This is a genomic window from Neobacillus sp. OS1-32 (assembly GCF_030915425.1).
In the GTDB taxonomy this organism is placed as follows: domain Bacteria; phylum Bacillota; class Bacilli; order Bacillales; family Cytobacillaceae; genus Neobacillus; species Neobacillus paridis.
In genome coordinates this window covers 1,064,495-1,083,893 of sequence record NZ_CP133263.1, presented here as the reverse complement: position 1 = coordinate 1,083,893, position 19,399 = coordinate 1,064,495, and the positions used below count along the sequence as shown (strand labels likewise).

The window sequence follows — 19,399 nt, the reverse complement described above, 5'->3', positions numbered from 1 at the left end:
GTGAATAAATTGATTAAGTATTTGAAACCCTTTCAACTGCCGATTTATCTAGTCCTCGGCCTTGTCCTTCTGCAGTCATTAGCCGAATTATATCTGCCGACGTTAATGTCTGATATTGTTGATAAAGGAGTCGTAACCGGTGATACCAAATATATTTGGAAAATTGGCGGACTCATGCTGCTTGTTGCAGCCGGTGGGATGATTTGCTCAGTCATGGCCAGCTTTTTTTCGGCAAAAGCCGCCTCGGGATTCGGAAAATCATTGCGAAGCAAGCTTTTTTCCCACGTTGGTGATTTTTCGTTACAAGAGTTTGATCAATTCGGTACGGCTTCGCTCATTACCAGAACAACGAATGATATCACCCAAATCCAGCAGGTGCTAATCATGATGATGCGGATGATGGCAATGGCCCCAATGATGTGTATTGGCGGTATTATCATGGCTTTGTCCAAAGATACAAAATTAACGCTAGTCCTTGCCGTGGCGATTCCGATACTGTTGTTGATTATTTTAATCGTCCAGAAAAAAGCCATTCCGCTGTTTAAAGCGATGCAGGTCAAACTGGATAAACTAAACCGCGTCCTTAGGGAAAATTTAACGGGAATCCGGGTCATTCGCTCTTTCAACCGAATTGACCATGAGAAAAAGCGGTTTGATCAGGCAAACTGGGATTTAACGGCAACGGCCATCAAGGTAAATAAAATCATGGCGGCGATGATGCCGACGATGATGATTATATTGAACCTCACCACCGTCGCTATCATTTGGTTCGGCGGCATCCGCATCGACCACGGGCATATGGAAGTTGGCGATATGATGGCTTTTATCCAATATGCGATGCAAATCATGTTTTCTTTCTTAATGCTGGCGATGATGTTTGTGATGATTCCACGGGCATCCGTATCCGCCGGGAGGATAGTCGAGGTGCTTGATACTGCGGCTGATATCAAAGACCCGATCAATCCAATTGCACCTAAGCAAGAGCGAGGTGTAGTAGAATTTCAAAATGTCAGCTTCAGCTATCCAGGCGCGGAAATGCCGGCGATTTCTAATATTTCTTTTAAAATGAATCCAGGCGAGGTGACCGCGGTTATTGGCGGAACCGGATCAGGCAAATCGACGCTGATTAATTTGATCCCCCGCTTTTATGATGTCGATTCCGGCAAGGTTCTTATTGATGGCACCGATGTCCGCGAAATGACCCAGGAAAGCCTGCGGCAAAAGATAGGCTTTGTCCCGCAGCAGGCCGTGCTGTTTACCGGGACCATTGCAGAGAACATTCGTTACGGCAAAGAGGAGGCGACCGATGAAGAAGTCCGGCATGCGGCTGCAATTGCGCAAGCAGCAGACTTTATTGCCAAAATGCCGGAGGGCTACAGTACGATGATTGCCCAGGGTGGAACAAATGTTTCCGGCGGACAAAAACAGCGGCTTGCAATTGCTCGTGCCCTTGTAAGAAAACCGGAAATCTATGTTTTTGACGATAGCTTTTCCGCCCTTGACTTTAAAACCGATGCCAAGCTGCGTGCTGCCTTAAAAGCGGAAACCGGGAATGCCGCCGTGTTAATCGTTGCTCAGCGCGTCAGCACGATTATGGATGCAAACCAAATTATTGTCCTGGATAATGGCCAAATTGCAGGGATAGGAACGCATCAACAGTTGATGGAAACAAGCGAGGTTTACCGGGAAATTGTGATGTCACAGCTGTCAGAGGAGGAGATTGCATGAGTAAGAATGGAAAAGAACAACAAGCTGAGCATCGCGGGGGCCCGCAGGGAAGAGGCGGCGGCTTTGGGCCGCACGGCATGGGAATGCCTATCCAAAAAGCCAAGGATTTCAAAGGAACGCTAAAGCGATTAATCACCTATTTAAACCCATATAAAGGACAGCTGTTAGCCGTTTTTATCGCAGCGATTATCAGTACCATTTTTTCCATCGTCAGCCCGAAAATTATGGGGAAGGCTACGACCAAACTTTTTGAAGGCTTGATGATGAAATTTCGAGGGGTACCCGGTGCGAAAATTGATTTCGACTATATCGGCAATATCATCCTCTTACTGATTGGTCTCTATCTTCTAAGTGCTGCCTTTGCCTATGTCCAGCAATACATCATGGCCGGTGTGGCGCAAAAGACGGTGTACAATCTGCGTAAAGAAGTGGAAGATAAGCTAAACAAGCTGCCATTAAAGTATTTTGATGCTCGGACACACGGGGAAATCTTAAGCCGTGCGGTCAACGATGTCGATAATATCAGTACGACCCTGCAGCAAAGCTTAACCCAGCTGATTACATCCGTTGTTACATTAATTGGGGTAATCGTGATGATGCTTTCCATCAGCCCGCTGATGACACTGATTGTTGTCGTGACCTTACCGCTCAGCTTTGTGGCCACGGCCAGCATTGCGAAAAGGTCGCAGCGTTATTTTAAGGGGCAGCAGGTTTCCCTTGGCCAGCTCAACGGTCATGTGGAGGAAATGTATACGGGTCATAAAATTATCAAAGTGTTTGGTCATGAGAAGAGATCAATCGAAAAATTTGAAGCAATCAATGATCAATTGTACAACGCTGGTTGGAAGGCACAGTTTGTTTCTGGGATGATCATGCCCATCATGTCATTCATCAACAATATTGGGTATGTGCTCGTATCGGTGGCCGGTGGTATTTTGGTGACGAAAAAGGCGATAGAAATCGGCGATATTCAAGCATTTATCCAATATGCGCGACAATTTTCACAGCCGATCACGCAAACAGCGCAAATCACGAACATCATCCAATCGACCATTGCCAGTGCGGAGCGGGTGTTTGAAATCCTTGATGAAACAGAAGAGGTGCCGGAAACGGCTTCACCAAAGGTCATTGCTGAACCAAAAGGTAAAGTTGAATTTGCGCACGTGTCCTTCGGCTATAAAGCGGATGAATTGTTAATCGAAGACATGAATATTTCCGTGAAACCCGGTCAAAAGATTGCCATTGTTGGACCGACTGGCGCCGGAAAAACGACGCTTATCAATCTATTAATGCGTTTCTATGAAGTAAACTCAGGTAAAATATTGATTGACGGCATTGATACAAGGGATATGAAGAGAGCAGATTTGCGCAGTTTGTTTGGAATGGTGCTGCAGGATACATGGTTATTTAACAGTACGATTCGTGATAATATCGCCTATGGCCGTGAAGGGGCGACGGAGGAGGAAATCGTTGCTGCAGCGCGGGCGGCGAATGCTGATCACTTTATTCGGACACTTCCGGATGGTTATGACACCATTCTGAACGAGGAAGCGTCTAATATTTCACAGGGCCAAAAACAGCTGTTAACGATTGCCAGGGCGATATTAGCCAATCCACCGATGTTAATCTTGGATGAGGCAACAAGCAGCGTTGACACCCGAACGGAAGTACAAATTCAAAAGGCGATGGACCGTTTGATGCAAGGCCGTACAAGCTTTATCATTGCCCATCGTCTATCGACCATCCGCGATGCCGATCTCATTTTAGTGATGAACCATGGGAAGGTCATTGAGAAAGGAAATCACGAAGAACTGCTGGATCAAGGCGGTTTCTATGCAGATTTATATAATAGCCAATTTTCCGGCAGGATGAAAAATGCTGGGTAGTTAACTGCACATATAGCTTAGGAGGCATTTTGCTTTCTAAGCTTTTTTTACACCCATTGTTCTGCCCAAAATGTTACTATAAGGAAAGGAAACCAAACCTTGTATTTCTACGCTGGATATACAGACCAATAGATCTAATTTTAATAGGGGTATCAACGATGTACAAAATTTTGTTGATTGAAGACGATGTACAGCTAAGCAATCTGATTCAGGATCATTTAGAGCGCTACGGTTATTTGGTGTACCAACCTGTGAATTTTACGAATATAGTTGAGGAGTTTACCAGATTACAACCGGATCTCGTTTTACTCGATATTAACCTGCCATATTATGACGGCTATTATCTATGCCGAAGTATTCGCAGCCAATCCACTGTCCCCATTCTGATTATTTCTGCACGCAGCCAGGAGCTGGATCAAATAATGGCAATCGAGCTGGGGGCGGATGATTACATAACAAAGCCGTTCACGTTTGAAATGCTGCAATCCAAGGTCAAAGCAGCAGTCAGGAGAGTGTACGGAGAATATGCCGCAAAGGATGCCAACAACACCTGTGTTGGGGCATTTTGCCTTGATGCGAATACCCTTACGTTAACGTACCTTGAGAAAAAAGTTGAACTCAGCAAAAACGAATATAAATTGATGAAAAAATTAATCGATCATCACGATGCCTTTGTCTCACGGGAAGAGCTGATTGAAGAGGTGTGGGATGCGGTTACATTCGTCGATGATAATACGTTAACGGTTAATATCACGAGAATGAAATCAAAGCTTGCTGAACTAGGGATAAAAGATGCTATAAAAAGCCGAAGAGGAGCGGGATATCTACTTCACATTCCGGGAGCTGACGGAGATGAACCATGCTAAAAGCTATTTTAATCCAATTTTTAAAAGACCGAGCCCTTCTCATTCTATTTTATTTAATCAGCATGACATGCATCATTACGTTTTTTCACCTGAGTGAACCGGCTAACACAGAGTTTTTTTATCCGCTGTCGATTGGGGTCTTTTTATTACTCGTCTACCTGGTGATTGATGGGGTTCGCTACTATCAAACAAACCGAGCTATTCAGCTTTTGTTGCGGGATCAATATGCCGAATTACAGCCGCATACTGAGGAGGAAAAAGGGTTTCAGCAATTATTACATAAAATCATCACTGAACACACTAGTAAATACAATGAAATGAAAGAACAGAATAAAGAAAGATTCTATTTTTTATCGCATTGGATGCACTATTTAAAAACACCGGTTTCCGTTATCGAACTGATGATTAGTAAGGAGGAGGAAACAAAGGAAACAGGTGTATTTTTAGAAAAACTGCAGCAGGAAAACAAACGGCTGCTGACATCGATCGAACAAGGACTGACGATGATTCGAATGGAGAGCTTTGAAACTGACTTGGAAGTAAAGTCTGTTGATTTACTCGCTTCATTAAGAAAAATTATTAACGGACGAAAAAGGGAATGTATCTATCAATCTATCTTTCCATCCCTTGAATGTGAAGGAACAGCCGCCTATGTTGTCACCGATTCAAAATGGAACGAGATTTTATTAGATCAAATCCTCTCCAACGCCATTAAATACTCCAGTTTAAAAAACGGAAACAAAAAAATAATTTGCCGTATTGAGGAAAATGCAAACTATACGACGTTATCGATTACAGATGAAGGTGCGGGTATCCCACCGTATGATCTTGAACGAGTATTTCAGCCATTTTTTACAGGAGAAAACGGCCGGAAATTTGCCAATTCCAGCGGCATCGGACTCTATCTTTGCAAAAAAATTGCCGATAAACTTGGTCAAACTATTTCCATTGAATCGAATGTTTCTGCAGGGACAACCGTCATCATTCACTATGTAACGGGAAAAGGACCATCTGTCATTTAATAGAAAACCGTAGTACCGGGCTAACGGTCCATTGCCTTACAAAAATGTAAGGTTTCTTTAGCTTACACGATGGCTGTGCCTACACGTGTACTTTAGAATGTGAGTAAAGGCCCACCACGACGGTTTAATGAAATGGAGGAAAAACGATGGTCATATTAGAAGCTGATAAAATCGTAAAAATTTATGGGGAAACAAGCGGCGAGAGTGCCACGAAAGCTCTTTCTGGAATTAGTCTATCCGTGAGACAAGGAGAATTTGTTGCGATTATGGGTCCGTCTGGGAGCGGAAAAACAACCCTGCTTAACATATTAAGCGGAATTGACAAACCTACATCCGGTGTGATGACAATCGCTGGTCATGCAATAAGTAAAATGAAAAGGGATGAATTGGCGCTGTTTCGGCGCAAACAAATAGGCTTCGTGTTTCAGGAATTTAATCTTCTTGATAGCTTAACCGTAAAAGAAAATATTATTTTGCCAATGGTTCTCGAAAAGAAAAGTGCAGCTGAAATGGAAGAAAAGGTGCAAACCCTTGCCAGCCTGTTTGAGATCGAATCGATCTTACAAAAATATCCCTACAATATTTCCGGGGGCCAGCAGCAGCGAACTGCCGTCAGCCGTGCCCTGGTAAACAATCCAGGCATTATTTTTGCTGATGAACCGACAGGAAACTTAGACTCTAAATCGTCGACCGCGATTATGGAATGTTTTGAAAAAATTGTTCAGGAACTAAAAACTACCGTTCTCCTCGTCACTCATGATGTATTTGCTGCCAGCTATTGTCAAAAGGTGATCTTTATTAAAGATGGTCACATCCATTCCTACATTGTTAAAAAAGGAAGCAGGAAGGAATTTTTAAATCAAATTATAGATAATCTTGCTGTCCTGGGGGGAAGAACCTATGACATTTAAGCAAATCGTCTGGAAAATGGCAAAGGTTCAATATAAAAAATATCTAATTTACTTTCTATGCAACAGTTTTGCCGTCATGTTTTTCTTTATGTTTTCAACCGTTTATTTTAATGAACGAATAATCGAAGCGAAGAAATTAGACGGGATTCAGGATGCATTAGCTGTGCCGGCGGTTGCCCTTGTTGTCTTTACTGTATTTTTTATCAGTTATGCTCATAATGTTTTTATGAAAAGAAGGAAAAGTGAGTTTGGACTGTTCATGACACTAGGAATGTCGCATCGTGACATAAGCAAATTGTTATTGCTGGAAAATGGAGTCATCGGCCTATGTTCGATTGTTACTGGTATTATCGGGGGTGCCATTTTTTCGAGATTATTCTTTTTGCTGTTAATGAAGAGTGTCGGTTTAGAAGAAATTCCTTTCCATTTTAATGGCAGCATGTTTTTATACTCTATTGCTACCTTTGCCCTTGTATTCTTAGCAGCGGTAGGGAAATCTCTCTTTTTTACACTGAAAAAGGATGTCATTCAAAGTTTAAGGAGCAACAGGACTGCCGAAACGATAAAGCTGAAAAGTCCCTTATTTGGAGGCTTTGGACTGGTAATGATGTTTGGGTCAATCCTGATGCTGTATTTTTCCTTTTCTAAATCAAATGGAGGAGAACTGCTGCTTTGGACGATCGGAGTGTTAATAGGCTTGTATATCAGCCTTAATCAGTCCGTAAGTTTCTTAATCGAACTGGCGAAAAAAAATAAACCCTTTTATTATCGCAGGCTCTTATTACTAACGAGTCTAGATTATAAATTTAAACAACTGACCTCCATCCTGATGCTCGTGACTGTGATGATTATGGTTACGATTATTTATACTACCTTGTTACTGACAATCTATCAATCATCGGAAAAAGACGCAATCGAAGGGAATCCTTACGATATTGCTATTGTTCAGGCAAAAACGAAAAACAATTTGTCGTCCGAAGAGATTTCTTCGATCATCAATAAACAAGACAACCCCATCAAACAACATCTTAAGATGCCAATCTTTTATTCCATTCAAACACTTCCTGGGGTAGAAGGGTATTTCACGAATGTCGTCATATCGGTGGATGATTTTAATAAGTTAACGTCTCAACAGAAGCAGCTGCAAGAGAGGGAGTATATCAATTATATAAATGAAGCTCCCGAATATGTTGGCAACAGTAATGATGATCATCAGGAACTGGCTTTTAACATTGGAAGTAAGGAACGCACCTATCAACAAAAGGGCATGATTGCTGTAAAAAGCATCAACAATTTAAGTTATCTACATGAATTCATCATCGTAAATCAAGCTGAATTTGAGCTGCTGAAAAAGAATGCGGATGGATTTGCGGCTGAAATTCAATTATTTAATGTGGCCAACTGGAAAAACACAGCAGACGTTGTGGAGATATTGGATAAAAAGGTTAAACACTACAGCAAAACAGCCCCGCAAATTGCTGATCGGGCTGGTATCCCTTCTCAACAGGAATTTTTTCAGATGGCTTCTAAAATCGATTCATATCAATATCATAAAAATTCCAGTGGCATATTGTTCTACGTCATTTCTTTTTTAAGTGTCATTTTTTTCTTTGGGACGTTCATTCTGCTTTACTTAAATCTTTTTTCTGAACTGGATTTGGAACAAGCCAAATATCAAAAACTTTATAAAATTGGCATCACCGCCAGGGAAGTAAAAAGATTCATTTCCAATGAGTTGGCAACTCTGTTCTTCATCCCCTTGGTTCTCGGAACGACGTTAGCCTATCTATATGTTGCTATTTTGGCTACGGATGTTGGCGGGATTATGAAAAATCCGGAAATTTTGTTGCATTTCGTTATCATTGCCAGCGGTTATCTATGCATTCAAGCGGGATATTTCTTTTATGCAAGGAGGAAGATGTGCACAAATATAATATAATGTAATATTCCGAAAATGAGCGTTTAGCTGGTCGTTAGATCCTCTAAACGCTTTTTTGAAACTTTTTATAAAATGTTTCGTAAAGAAACTAAGAAATGAAACAGGGGAGGGGAGGAGCATGCGCTTTTACTCCAAAAAGGGACTTTTTATTGGCGCAATATTATGGGGAACGATCGCTTTTTTGATAGGAGCCTTTTTTGTTTTACCGGGCGGACCAGAAGGGAAGGGGGAGACCGTCACGGCTGTTATTATTTGTAGCTTAACCATTGCTTTTATCCTTTGGCTATGGTTCGCCACATATTATGAAATAATTGGAAATCATTTAAGGATCGTTGCCGGACCATTCAGGTCAAAAATAGATATTATGGAGATCAAGAGTATACGACCAAGTCGGAATATCGTATCGAGCCCGGCATTATCTATAAATCGGCTGGAAGTACTATATGGCAAATGGGGGATAGTCTTGATATCTCCGAAAAACCAAAAACAATTTTGCGAAAAGTTACAGAAAATAAACCCAAAGATTGAAATAAAGCAAGGCAAATTAAAACCATACTAATAAACTAGATTTTGTTTTCTGTCTCACTATCTTAAGTATACTTAACAATTGAGATAAAATAAAAATATTTAATATAATAATATTATGTAAACTATTAAAATGGAAAAACAGAGGGGGGAAAGCTGCCATTCTTAACCAGCAGCTTCTCTATTGTTCCTTTGGCATATCCATCTTATCAACAGCAACCTTCAAATCATCATTTCGAATATGTGTGTAAATCATCGTTGTTTGAATTGATGAATGACCTAATTGCCGGCGTAATTTTGGGACATCATTGATTTCCGCATGATATCTGGTAGCAAATGAATGTCGTAATTTATGTACAGATAATGCCGGTTTACCAAATGCCACCGCATATTTTTCAACCAATTTTTCAACGGATCTTGCCGTTAACCGTCTAGATTTTCCTTTTGGACCCATTGGTGCCGCTACAAACAAGGCTTTATTATTTTTATCAACCTGGTATTTAGTTGTCCTAACCGCAAGATATTCCTGTAAATCATCCATCGCAATCTGACTAAAAAAAACGAACTGTTCTTTATTGCCTTTCCGGATCACTCTAGCGCAATACTTACTGAAATCAATATCATCGAGATCGAGGCCAACCAACTCTGATAACCGCAGCCCTGAGCCCAAAATCAGCGAAATTATTGCTGTATCACGTTCCTTATTCAATTGATAGAAGTTGGCAATTTTCTTATTATCTTTGTTTAATTCACCGTAATCACGGGCGACAAATTGGCGGAACTGCTCATATTCATCGCCAAGGAGGATTTTTCCTTCCATTTTATTCGCCCGCGTTTCGATTGTTTCCTTGATTTCATTAAGTTCAATCTTGGCCATGACATTACGGTTGATATAGGGCTTGAGATCAGGTGTTTCCGCAATATTTTGCAGATAATTAAATAGTGATTTTAACGCCGAGAGTTTGCGGTTAACCGTTAATTCTTTGTTATTTAGCTCATAATGAAGAAAGTTTAAGAAGCCTTCAACTTCCAGCACCGTCAATTGCTCCAAGCGTTCTAATGGAATATCCTTAATGCTACCAATCCAAAGCTGTTCGGTAATCATCCAATTGAAGAAGATTTTGTAATCATGACAGTAATTGAACAATGATGCAGTCGATAATTTTCTTAATTTGTGATTGATGTATTCTTCGACATACCAAGGAAGCTCATTTAATAACGCTTGCAGTTTTTTAAAATTTTGCTGCTTTGCCGGATTTACCATAATAACACCTCACTGCTATATTTTACCTCAACTACTTTACTTCGTCAAATTTATATTTTACGTAATAATATAAAAGCTGCTTAAAAACTCCCCTAATCTCCATGTTGCTCTGTATCCAAATAGTAAAAATCCTTTTAACTTATTTTCATCGTTTTGTAACATCTTTTTAGTATAGTAATGATAGTTTGAATTACTTTAAATTCCAAAAACCAATCTTACTATTGCCTTGAATTTGAAGTCAAAAATAATATAATAATATTGTTTTTTTCTTAGATTTGGAGGTGTTACCTTGGCTTCCTCAAGAAGGGTTTTTTACTTCGACAATGCGAAATTCATTTTGATTTTTTTAGTGGTTTTCGGGCATGTGATTAGCCCGATCAAAGATAACAATAATGTTTTATTCGCTTTTTACTCTGCAATATTTCTCTTTCATATGCCTGCCTTCATCCTTATTTCGGGATATTTTTCTAAAGGTTTTAAGAAAAAAGGCTATTTACTAAAAACAGTTAAGAAGATACTATTACCCTATTTTATTTTCCAAGTGCTTTATTCCGTTTATTATTATTGGAATGGCGATGAGCCTACTCTTAAATTTGACCTCTTGCAGCCTCATTGGACGTTATGGTTCTTATTAAGCCTGTTTTGTTGGAATCTTCTACTTTATTTTTTTGCAAGACTAAGATGGGCCGGATTTGTTATAGCAGTTGTAATTGGGATAGGAATCGGGTATTTGGATGATGTTGGCAGTTATCTGTCGCTATCCAGAACCTTCGTCTTTTTCCCTTATTTTCTTTTAGGGTTTTTATTGGAACCAAGACATCTAAAGCGAATAAAGCAAATTAAATACTCTCCTGCTTTTGGTTTTGTGATTCTTTTGGGGACAATGCTTTTCATAAGCACTAACTTTCCTGAGGATGCAATCCCCTGGTTACTTGGAGATACTTCCTATGCTGGTATGGGGGTTGAAGAACTTAGTGATGGATTAATCCGTGCTTTCCAATACGTGATAACATTAATTGTGATTGCAGGATTTTTGGCAATCGTTCCGAAAACCCGTTTTAAAATGACAACCATTGGTCAAAGGACGTTATATATTTATCTTTTGCACGGATTTATTATTAAAACGATCCAGGTATTCTTCTCTGACGATGTATTAAAGGACTTATCTGATCACTATTTCATGCTTATGGCCTTTTCTTTTGGGTTATGTTTATTATTGGGTAATTATGTCATCCAAAAATATACCCGCCCGTTAATCGAGTTACGAATCTAAGTTTACTCAAAGGACAGCTAAAAAATAATTGTGACAATGAAACGAAGACCTTCAAAATTATATGAGGGTCTTCATTTATATAATCGTTAAATTTTCATGGATGGCATTAGAATTCTCTCCCGCGATAAAAGGTTAAAGAAATAAAAAATGATAAGACAAGAATTACTCCCAGTAAAACGAAGAGTATCAATAATGCTGCAATATCTGATGTATTGTTGAAGAATCCAATGATACTCTGACTTAGCTTCATTTTATCATGTTCATTTAAATAACCTACCACAGCAGTTCCACCGAATACAAAAACGAAAAAAATGACTAAGTTGGCCATTTTCGATTTTAAATAGCCGTACTTAAAAATTAGCGGTAAAGAGAGCGAACAAAACATAGTGACAGCGAAAAAGGCACCGATTAGCACTGTAGAATGAAATGGGACATCAATTGGAAGGTTTACTAAGTTACTAATCAAGTAGATTAGATAAAATCCAAGGGCTGCATACGCCGCATAAATATAGATCGACACATATTTAGCTAATACAATCGTCGTCCTCTTAATCGGCAGGCTAATTAGAATGATATCACTATTATTCTTATCCTCTAATGCACTTGCTCCTAAAATTAATTGATAGGTTATTGCCAGGATACCAACTGTCAGTCCGGCTGGCCCAATATTTGAAAGTGTAATCGTAAAAAAGATGATTAAAAGAACAGATAATTTTAACGCTCTTTTTTGCATCAATATATCCTTTTTAATAAAATGAAACATGACGTTCTCCCCTTCTTGTGTAAAACACCATAATATCTTCCAATGTCGGTTTTTCAATCATGACGGAATCGCCAAATTGCTTTATGATCTCTTTTTTGCTGCTGGACAACGCTTCAAATCCATAATCATTTTGTTTTAGGCCAATTAAGTTTTCCGGTCTATGGCCGCTTAATAGCTTTTTGCTGCCTTTTACAAGGCAATATTCCTCTAAAAGTTCATCCTTTGTTTTGCTCAAGATGATTTCCCCGTTATGAATGAGTGTGATAAAATCGGCAATTTTGTCCAAATCAGAAGTAATATGGGTTGAAAAGAAAATCGATTTGTTTTCGTCTTGTAGCAATGATTGTAAAACTTCTAATAACTCTGATCTGACAAGTGGATCGAGCCCGGAAGTTGGTTCATCCATAATGAACAGCTCGGCATGATGTGAAAGTGCAATAGCCAGAGAAAACTTCATCTTCATCCCTTTTGACAAATTTTTTATCTCTTTATTTAAAGGAAGTTCAAAGTCTTTGGCGTATTGTTTAAACACACTTTCATCCCATCTGCGGTAAAACGGGCTGATGACATCCTTCATTTCTTTCACCGTTAATTCCTCATAAAAGTGATTTTCATCGTAAACAAAGCCAATTCTCTCTTTAATGGCAAGATTATTTTGGTCGTTATCCAGTCCGAAAATTTTGATGGTCCCACTGTCCTTTTTAATCAAATTCATCATAAGCTTGATGGTCGTACTTTTTCCGGAGCCGTTCGGACCAATAAAGCCCATGATGTAGCCTTTTTCAAGGGCGATATCAATCCCTTTTAAAGAAAAATCTTTATAGTTTTTTGATAAATTGCTAATTTCTAAAATGTTCTCCACCCTTTTTCACCCCTCATATATAATTTTGAGCATATCCTGCAGTTCTTCTAACGTTACGCCCACAAGTTTTGCCGTAGCGATCGCTTCTGTCATTTTTTCTTCGATCATTTTCACTTTCGTTTCGCGGAACATTTCTTTGTTCATAGCGGCCACATATGAACCCTTTCCGGCTACAGTCACAATAAAGCCTTCATTTTCTAGTTCATCGTAGGCTCTTTTGGTTGTGATCACACTAATTTTTAATTCCTTAGCCAGATTCCTGATCGACGGGAGTAATTGTGATTCTTCAAGTTCTCCCTGTACGATCTGTTCCTTTATTTGATTTACAATTTGTAAATAAATTGGTTCATCTGAGGTGTTTGAGATCATAATATTCACAGCATGACATCCCTCTATTCTTGTTATATCTGTATATGTTCAGTATATACAGATATAACACTAGTGTCAATCACCATAACATTCATTTTTCATATAGTGAACCTCATGATTTTCTGAAAAAAATAAAGACCCTCTAGATATTGAAGGTCTTTAAGTCTTTATTGGTATTTTGCGAAGGTACTCAAGGAGTGTGATCTGAAAGCTGGATAGGAAACCTCAATCATTTCCTGTTTGTCTCTTTCATCATCTCAAACATTTTGGTAAAGCGCTCTTCTACTTTTGCAAAGATCGTCTCTTTAGGATATTGGCCATTTTCATCGCGAATATACCCGGCCGGCACCCCTGTTAAGATTTCAATCCCTTCGGCAATATGACTGATTTCCCAAATATGAAACTGGCCATTGTTCACGGCCTCAACGACTTCGTCAGCAAGCATTAAATTGTCGACATTCTGCTTCGGTATGATCACTCCTTGTTTTCCAGTCAATTCTTGCGTTTTGCACACATGATAAAACCCTTCAATCTTATCATTCACCCCGCCTATCGGCTGAATCTCGCCCCATTGATTGACCGAGCCTGTAACCGCTATCCCTTGATAAATGGGGACTTCAGCCAAGGATGACAAAAGAACATACAACTCGGTGCTCGAGGCACTGTCACCATCGATCGGTGAGTACGTTTGTTCAAAGGTAATACTAGCTGACAACGGGATCGGGCGGTTTTTCGCAAATTGTCCGGAAAGAAAACCAGTTAAAATCATCATTCCTTTATTATGAATCTGGCCGCTTAACGAACTTTCCCTCTCGATATTCATGATTCCGCTTTTGCCAACGAAAGTTTGAGCGGTTATTTTGGTTGGAATTCCAAAGCTGGAATCGCGAGTCCCCATCACCGCAAGGCCATTGATTTGGCCAATGTGATAGCCGTCTGTATCGACCATGATGACCCCTTTTGCAATCATTTCCCGATATCTTTCCGGGATCAGGTTCGACCGTTGCACTTTTTCGGAAATGGCCTTGTCTATATGATCGTCATCAACAATCAAAGCCTCGTCTTTTTGGGCCCAATAACTCGATTCAACCAACACTTTGGTAATTTCCTGAAAGCGGGTAGACAGCTTGGATTGATCTTCAACCAGACGGGAACTATAATCAATTACCTTAGCAACTGCCCGGCGATGAAACGGTAAAAGTCCTTCCATTTCAGCGTATTTCTTAATATAACGGGCCATTTTGAGACTGTTTTCGATATTCTTTTCCATGACGGTGTCATATTCAACTTTTACTTTAAATAATTTATGAAAATCTTCATCGAAGTTTGCCAGCAGGTCATATAAGTAGTAGGAACCGATAATAATAACTTTAATATTTAACGGAATTGGTTCGGGTTTTATTCCGCTTGTCGGGAAGACTCCTCTTTCTTCAGATAAATTCTCAATCTGTATTTTTCGTGTTTGCAACGACCTTTTCAGCTGAGTCCAGACGTAAGGCTCCTGCAATAATTCAGTGGCCTGCAAAATAAGATATCCACCATTTGCCAAATGCAAAACTCCGGGCTTGATATGAGTAAAATCAGTAACCCAACTGCCAAGCGAGCCGCGGTATTCCACCTTTCCGAAGAGATTATGGTAAGTGGGATTCGTTTCATAAATAACCGGTGCACCACGAAGGTTTTTATGATTTACGAACAAATTGACTGTATAGCGATAAAGCTGCTGCTCTTTCGAACCAGCAAGGGCGCTGATGATATTATTACTTTGTCCCTCATTTTCAGCCAAAAATAACGAAAAATGGACAACCACATCATGAAATAGTGCTTCAAGATAGGAAATGACTTTCGGAAAATCTTGGTAGTATTCCCGAAATGGTTTAAACAGGTCCCCAATGGCATCTGCGGCCGATTGTCTCATAAACTGGTCAATGCTCTTCGTTAATTGTTCGTCTATTTTTCGCATTTGATAAAAGGTGTCCCGAACTTTTTCGCCCACTTGTTTTTCCTTTTGATTGAACGCTTCTCTTACATCTTCAGGTAAAAGCCCAAATTCCTCTCTGTCAATTGGTTTTCCATCGAGCAATGGGAAGGTGTTAACTCCTGCCGGTGTCCTTTCCAGATAGTAACCTTTTTCCAAAGCATAAGTTTTCACATTCTCCCATAAATTTTCAACCTTTTCCCGGTAGGTATCTAGAATAGCCTGTTTTTTCTTTTCAAACAATTCTCCGGAAAATGTTGAACGGATATCGCGTTCGATATTAATTAATAGTGCTTCCATTTTTCGTTGAAATTCGATGCCCATTCCGGCAGGTAACGAAATGACCAATGGCTGATTGGGATTTTCAAAATTAAAAACATAACAATAATCATTAGGAACAGTGCGGGTTTCTGCGATTTTGGTAACACTATCGAGGGTGTGTGTCATTCTGCCAGTACCACTTGGTCCAACGACAAACAGATTATATCCTGATTGTTCCACTGATAAGCCAAACTCCATGGCCTTGACGGCACGCTGCTGACCAATCATCCCGTTCGGAAGGTGCTCGAGTTCCTCGGTTGTTTCAAAACAGAACTGCTGTGGATCAAATCTCGATTGAAGCCTTGATACAGGAACCATATGAGTGGAGACAACTTTTTCGTATTCTTCCAACTTCATCATTTTCTCATACCTCTCGATCATTGGATTTTAGCAATAGCTCTTCGACTGCTAAATCTTTGATGAACTGATTTCAGCTATTATTTCTTCTTTCGATATTATCACCGTCACTTCCTTTAATTTTAAAAATTGTTCAAAAAATCTACTAAATTACATAAAAAGACACTTCCTAGTTTAAAAGGAAGTGTCCTTTAAGCAAAATATTAGACTTATTTAAAAATCGCGGCAATCACTTGGTCCCTTGTCATATCACTGTCAACAGTGTATGTACCAGGACGCAGTTTGTTTTCTACCTTTTTCTTTTCGACGACTTGGGAAAATTGAAAGGCGCTGCCTTTAATGATTTTTGCTTTTACCAGCATTTTGCCTACATCGATACTCGTCATGCCTTTTGATACTCTAATGACTGCCCGATATACGACTTTTTTTCCATTTTGCCCGGCGGCAGCAGCTTTTTGTCCATCTGCCTTGGCAGTTGCAATATTCTTATCATATTCGTCTTTTGTCTGTACAACAAAGCCAGCGGCTGCCAGCTTATCTTTCATCTCCGTTTCGGAAAGCTCCGCTTTTACAGTCGTTTGCTTTTCGGGTGTTTTTACTGTCGCTTTCGAGGAAGTCCCATGATCGCCAAACAAGTAAACCGCTCCACTTATACTGGTAGCAAGCAAAATTCCTGCAGCAAAACTGCTCAATCCATTAATTTTCATTTGCTGCCTTTCTCCTTTCATTCTTTTGATGTCAGATGTGGAGTTAGCAACTGTTCAATTTTGCTTACGGAAACTTGTTTTTTCTCAGCGATGCTCTCAATCGAGTATTTCCTTTTATATAAATCTAGTATTTCACGCATTAGAAGTTTTTCATCGTCAGACAGTTGAACCCCTGCTTCCTTTGCAATCACTTCAAGATCCAATTCTATATTGCGAATGGCTCCTTGCATGTCGTTTATTTCTTTCATAAGCGCCATGTGGATCATATCAATTTCATTTTGCTCCTTTTTCGCATTTCTTCGAGTTGATCCAAGCGAAATAAACAGCAGTAAAATCGATATTACAAATAAAAGCGCTAATGTCCACTCCATAATTATCATTCACTCCTTCTTAAGAAAAAGATTACCACAAGTAATTATTATACATGGCAAACTTAAATTTTTCGATCACAATTTACGAAATACAACAAAAGTCTTAGAAATTTAACAAATTACCCTTCAAAACAATAGAATATTACATATTTGGAAGCATAATTGTTCACTCTATTCTTGAAATGCCATATTGGAAAGGAGCGATCTTATGCAAAATCAGCAAATGAATCAAATGCAGATGCAAAGTCCACCCCCGGCGGTCACGACAAAAGACTTACAATACCTGAAGGATGCGCTATCTTGGGAGCTGCTTGCGTTTAAAAAATTTCATTTTCTCGCTCAGCAAGCCACAGATGAGGATATTAAACAGGCACTGGATAACGCAGGCAAGATGCATCAAAACCATTATCAACGGCTCTTGACACATCTTCAGGTTAATAACAATCAGGTTCTGGCCGGGATGCAAAATATGCAGCAAAATCAGCAGCAGAATTTACAATAAGAATGGAGGGAAAATAATGCAAAATCAGCAGGGACAAAATTCCAATCAAATCGCCAATCCGCAAACAGGTCAATTGCCAAAGGTTAAGGGTCCTGGAATGAACGACCGCGATTTTGTAAATGACGGATTGAGCACATGTAAATATATAACTGACAGCTTAAATACGGCTGTACGGGAAGCAAGCTATCAGCGGCTCCATGCAGATCTCATGCAAATATTAACGGAAACGCAGCAGAGCTGCCGGGATTTATTTCTATTAATGTTCCAGAAAGGCTGGTACAAGCTGGAAGCAGAAGACCAGCAAAAAATTGACCAGGCCTACCAGCAGTTCAGCAACTATTCTTCTCAATTTCCTTACACCCACTAAACGGTCAGCCAATATGGCTGGCTTTTTTTGCAGTAAGTTTATTTCTGAATAAATAAAATATTAAAAATATTGCCTTGACATATATTCATGATTACAGCTATATAGATAATAAATACTTTTATCTTTTCGTAAAAGACCAATTCTTTCTAAGGGAGGTAAGAAGATGTACGAATTGTATTGCAGATCCTACCAAATGATGATGAGAATGGCATCCATCTTCCTGCCCTGGCGGAAACCTGAATTATTGGAGGGAGAAAATAGTTTAAGCAAACTGCCGAAGTTGATTAAAAGCCAAAATATTAAAAGCGTTTTAATTGTAACGGATAAAGGGATCACTGAGATCGGTTTAATGGATCTTTTCCTTAAGGAGCTGCAAAGAGAAGGTGTAAGTTTTATTGTCTATGATAAAACCGTTCCCAACCCAACGATTGTAAATATTGAAGAAGCCTATGCAATCTACAAAGAAAACAAGTGCCAGGGAATTGTCGCCTTTGGCGGCGGATCACCGATGGATTGTGCCAAAGGGGTCGGGGCCCGGGTGGCAAGACCAGCGAAAACAATCCCAGAGATGAAGGGTGTCTTGAAAGTAATCAAAAAGCTTCCGCCATTGTTCGCAGTTCCGACAACAGCAGGTACTGGAAGTGAAGCCACTCTCGCCGCCGTCGTCTCAAACAGTGACACACATGAAAAGTATGCGATCATGGATCCGTCCCTCATCCCCCACTATGCTGTTCTGGATCCATTGTTGACGGTTAAACTGCCGCCGCACATTACCGCTGCCACCGGAATCGATGCCTTAACCCATGCTGTGGAGGCTTATATTGGCAAAAGTAATACTCAGGAAACAATTCGGTGCAGCAGAGAGGCTGTTAAGCTGATCTTTGAAAATTTATCTGAAGCTTATATCAATGGTGAAAACATCACTGCCAGGGCAAATATGCAACGAGCAGCATACCTAGCAGGAATCGCCTTTACCCGGGCATATGTTGGCAATGTCCACGCTATTGCCCATACTCTAGGAGGATTTTACTCAGTTCCTCATGGACTTGCGAATGCCGTGATCTTGCCCTATGTTCTTGAATATTATGGTGAATCTGTTCATAGGCCGCTGGCGGAACTGGCGGATTTGATTGGGATCGCTGAAACTTCAGATCCAGACAGTGAGAAGGCAAAAAAGTTCATTGAAGCCATCAAGCAGTTAAACGATAACATGGGTATTCCGAAAAAGATAAATGGAATTGTCGAGGCGGATATTCCCTTAATGGTTGAACGGGCGTTAAACGAAGCCAATCCCCTCTACCCTGTTCCCAAAATTTTCAATAAAAAGGATATGGAATACCTCTATCATTTGGTCAAAGCTGAAACGTAGTATAGTAGTATAATGGAAA

The 19,399-nt window shown here is 39.9% G+C and carries 18 protein-coding genes; 11 read left to right on the top strand and 7 right to left on the bottom strand.

Annotated elements, in window-relative coordinates:
- The 7 genes from RCG24_RS05505 (at position 1) to RCG24_RS05475 (ending at position 8,911) form a co-directional block, all read left to right on the top strand.
- Positions 1-1,728: an ABC transporter ATP-binding protein gene (locus RCG24_RS05505; RefSeq protein ID WP_308078537.1), complete on the top strand. Its 1,728-nt coding sequence runs from the start codon at positions 1-3 to the stop codon at positions 1,726-1,728.
- Positions 1,725-3,614: an ABC transporter ATP-binding protein gene (locus tag RCG24_RS05500; RefSeq protein WP_308078536.1), complete on the top strand. Its 1,890-nt coding sequence runs from the start codon at positions 1,725-1,727 to the stop codon at positions 3,612-3,614. Before RCG24_RS05505 ends, RCG24_RS05500 begins: the two co-directional genes overlap by 4 nt.
- A gap of 158 nt (positions 3,615-3,772) precedes the next feature.
- On the top strand, positions 3,773-4,480 hold the full coding sequence (locus tag RCG24_RS05495) for a response regulator transcription factor (RefSeq protein WP_308078535.1): 708 nt from the start codon (positions 3,773-3,775) through the stop codon (positions 4,478-4,480).
- Complete coding sequence (locus RCG24_RS05490) at positions 4,474-5,502, top strand: sensor histidine kinase (RefSeq protein ID WP_308078534.1); 1,029 nt, start codon at positions 4,474-4,476, stop codon at positions 5,500-5,502. Before RCG24_RS05495 ends, RCG24_RS05490 begins: the two co-directional genes overlap by 7 nt.
- 146 nt (positions 5,503-5,648) lie before the next feature.
- Positions 5,649-6,413, top strand: a complete 765-nt coding sequence (locus RCG24_RS05485) for an ABC transporter ATP-binding protein (RefSeq protein WP_308078533.1) — start codon at positions 5,649-5,651, stop codon at positions 6,411-6,413.
- On the top strand, positions 6,403-8,352 hold the full coding sequence (locus tag RCG24_RS05480) for an FtsX-like permease family protein (protein WP_308078532.1): 1,950 nt from the start codon (positions 6,403-6,405) through the stop codon (positions 8,350-8,352). Before RCG24_RS05485 ends, RCG24_RS05480 begins: the two co-directional genes overlap by 11 nt.
- A 118-nt stretch (positions 8,353-8,470) precedes the next feature.
- Positions 8,471-8,911: a PH domain-containing protein gene (locus tag RCG24_RS05475; RefSeq protein WP_308078531.1), complete on the top strand. Its 441-nt coding sequence runs from the start codon at positions 8,471-8,473 to the stop codon at positions 8,909-8,911.
- 147 nt (positions 8,912-9,058) lie between these two features.
- Here RCG24_RS05475 and xerS read toward each other — a convergent pair whose 3' ends face one another.
- Complete coding sequence (gene xerS, locus RCG24_RS05470) at positions 9,059-10,141, bottom strand: tyrosine recombinase XerS (RefSeq protein ID WP_308078530.1); 1,083 nt, start codon at positions 10,139-10,141, stop codon at positions 9,059-9,061.
- A gap of 289 nt (positions 10,142-10,430) precedes the next feature.
- Here xerS and RCG24_RS05465 point away from each other — a divergent pair, with 289 nt between their 5' ends.
- Positions 10,431-11,414 (top strand): acyltransferase family protein, encoded by a 984-nt coding sequence (locus tag RCG24_RS05465; RefSeq protein WP_308078529.1) that lies wholly within the window; start codon positions 10,431-10,433, stop codon positions 11,412-11,414.
- A 106-nt stretch (positions 11,415-11,520) separates the two neighbouring features.
- Here the strand turns inward: RCG24_RS05465 and RCG24_RS05460 are convergent, their stop codons facing one another.
- The 6 genes from RCG24_RS05460 to RCG24_RS05435 all read right to left on the bottom strand — a co-directional run bounded on the left by RCG24_RS05460 (position 11,521) and on the right by RCG24_RS05435 (position 17,142).
- Positions 11,521-12,177: an ABC-2 transporter permease gene (locus tag RCG24_RS05460; protein WP_308078528.1), complete on the bottom strand. Its 657-nt coding sequence runs from the start codon at positions 12,175-12,177 to the stop codon at positions 11,521-11,523.
- Complete coding sequence (locus RCG24_RS05455; protein WP_308078527.1) at positions 12,161-13,039, bottom strand: ABC transporter ATP-binding protein; 879 nt, start codon at positions 13,037-13,039, stop codon at positions 12,161-12,163. The genes RCG24_RS05460 and RCG24_RS05455 overlap by 17 nt, the downstream gene beginning before the upstream one ends.
- 6 nt (positions 13,040-13,045) lie before the next feature.
- Positions 13,046-13,417 carry a GntR family transcriptional regulator gene (locus RCG24_RS05450; RefSeq protein WP_202651312.1) on the bottom strand — a complete coding sequence of 124 codons (372 nt, stop codon included), beginning with the start codon at positions 13,415-13,417 and terminating at the stop codon, positions 13,046-13,048.
- Positions 13,418-13,637: 220 nt separating this feature from the next.
- On the bottom strand, positions 13,638-16,067 hold the full coding sequence (locus RCG24_RS05445) for a Lon protease family protein (RefSeq protein ID WP_308078526.1): 2,430 nt from the start codon (positions 16,065-16,067) through the stop codon (positions 13,638-13,640).
- 206 nt (positions 16,068-16,273) lie between these two features.
- Entirely contained in the window at positions 16,274-16,771 is a 498-nt protein-coding gene (locus RCG24_RS05440; protein WP_202651314.1) for an MltG/YceG/YrrL family protein, read from the bottom strand.
- Positions 16,772-16,788: 17 nt separating this feature from the next.
- Positions 16,789-17,142 (bottom strand): hypothetical protein, encoded by a 354-nt coding sequence (locus tag RCG24_RS05435; RefSeq protein ID WP_308078525.1) that lies wholly within the window; start codon positions 17,140-17,142, stop codon positions 16,789-16,791.
- A gap of 208 nt (positions 17,143-17,350) precedes the next feature.
- Between RCG24_RS05435 and RCG24_RS05430 the strand changes: the two genes are divergently transcribed.
- The 3 genes from RCG24_RS05430 to RCG24_RS05420 all read left to right on the top strand — a co-directional run bounded on the left by RCG24_RS05430 (position 17,351) and on the right by RCG24_RS05420 (position 19,380).
- Positions 17,351-17,644 carry a ferritin family protein gene (locus RCG24_RS05430; protein WP_202651318.1) on the top strand — a complete coding sequence of 98 codons (294 nt, stop codon included), beginning with the start codon at positions 17,351-17,353 and terminating at the stop codon, positions 17,642-17,644.
- 16 nt (positions 17,645-17,660) lie between these two features.
- Positions 17,661-18,011: a spore coat protein gene (locus tag RCG24_RS05425; RefSeq protein WP_308078524.1), complete on the top strand. Its 351-nt coding sequence runs from the start codon at positions 17,661-17,663 to the stop codon at positions 18,009-18,011.
- Between the two features lie 163 nt (positions 18,012-18,174).
- Positions 18,175-19,380: an iron-containing alcohol dehydrogenase gene (locus RCG24_RS05420; RefSeq protein ID WP_308078523.1), complete on the top strand. Its 1,206-nt coding sequence runs from the start codon at positions 18,175-18,177 to the stop codon at positions 19,378-19,380.
- Positions 19,381-19,399 lie beyond the last annotated feature (19 nt).

What these genes read in the sequence shown, in the direction of transcription:
- RCG24_RS05500 (WP_308078536.1), top strand. Translation starts at nt 1,725, where the DNA reads ATGAGTAAGAATGGAAAAGAACAACAAGCTGAGCATCGCGGGGGCCCG.
- RCG24_RS05495 (WP_308078535.1), top strand. Translation starts at nt 3,773, where the DNA reads ATGTACAAAATTTTGTTGATTGAAGACGATGTACAGCTAAGCAATCTG.
- RCG24_RS05490 (WP_308078534.1), top strand. Translation starts at nt 4,474, where the DNA reads ATGCTAAAAGCTATTTTAATCCAATTTTTAAAAGACCGAGCCCTTCTC.
- RCG24_RS05485 (WP_308078533.1), top strand. Translation starts at nt 5,649, where the DNA reads ATGGTCATATTAGAAGCTGATAAAATCGTAAAAATTTATGGGGAAACA.
- RCG24_RS05480 (WP_308078532.1), top strand. Translation starts at nt 6,403, where the DNA reads ATGACATTTAAGCAAATCGTCTGGAAAATGGCAAAGGTTCAATATAAA.
- RCG24_RS05475 (WP_308078531.1), top strand. Translation starts at nt 8,471, where the DNA reads ATGCGCTTTTACTCCAAAAAGGGACTTTTTATTGGCGCAATATTATGG.
- xerS (WP_308078530.1), bottom strand. Translation starts at nt 10,141, where the DNA reads ATGGTAAATCCGGCAAAGCAGCAAAATTTTAAAAAACTGCAAGCGTTA.
- RCG24_RS05460 (WP_308078528.1), bottom strand. Translation starts at nt 12,177, where the DNA reads ATGTTTCATTTTATTAAAAAGGATATATTGATGCAAAAAAGAGCGTTA.
- RCG24_RS05445 (WP_308078526.1), bottom strand. Translation starts at nt 16,067, where the DNA reads ATGATGAAGTTGGAAGAATACGAAAAAGTTGTCTCCACTCATATGGTT.
- RCG24_RS05440 (WP_202651314.1), bottom strand. Translation starts at nt 16,771, where the DNA reads ATGAAAATTAATGGATTGAGCAGTTTTGCTGCAGGAATTTTGCTTGCT.
- RCG24_RS05435 (WP_308078525.1), bottom strand. Translation starts at nt 17,142, where the DNA reads ATGGAGTGGACATTAGCGCTTTTATTTGTAATATCGATTTTACTGCTG.
- RCG24_RS05430 (WP_202651318.1), top strand. Translation starts at nt 17,351, where the DNA reads ATGCAAAATCAGCAAATGAATCAAATGCAGATGCAAAGTCCACCCCCG.
- RCG24_RS05425 (WP_308078524.1), top strand. Translation starts at nt 17,661, where the DNA reads ATGCAAAATCAGCAGGGACAAAATTCCAATCAAATCGCCAATCCGCAA.
- RCG24_RS05420 (WP_308078523.1), top strand. Translation starts at nt 18,175, where the DNA reads ATGTACGAATTGTATTGCAGATCCTACCAAATGATGATGAGAATGGCA.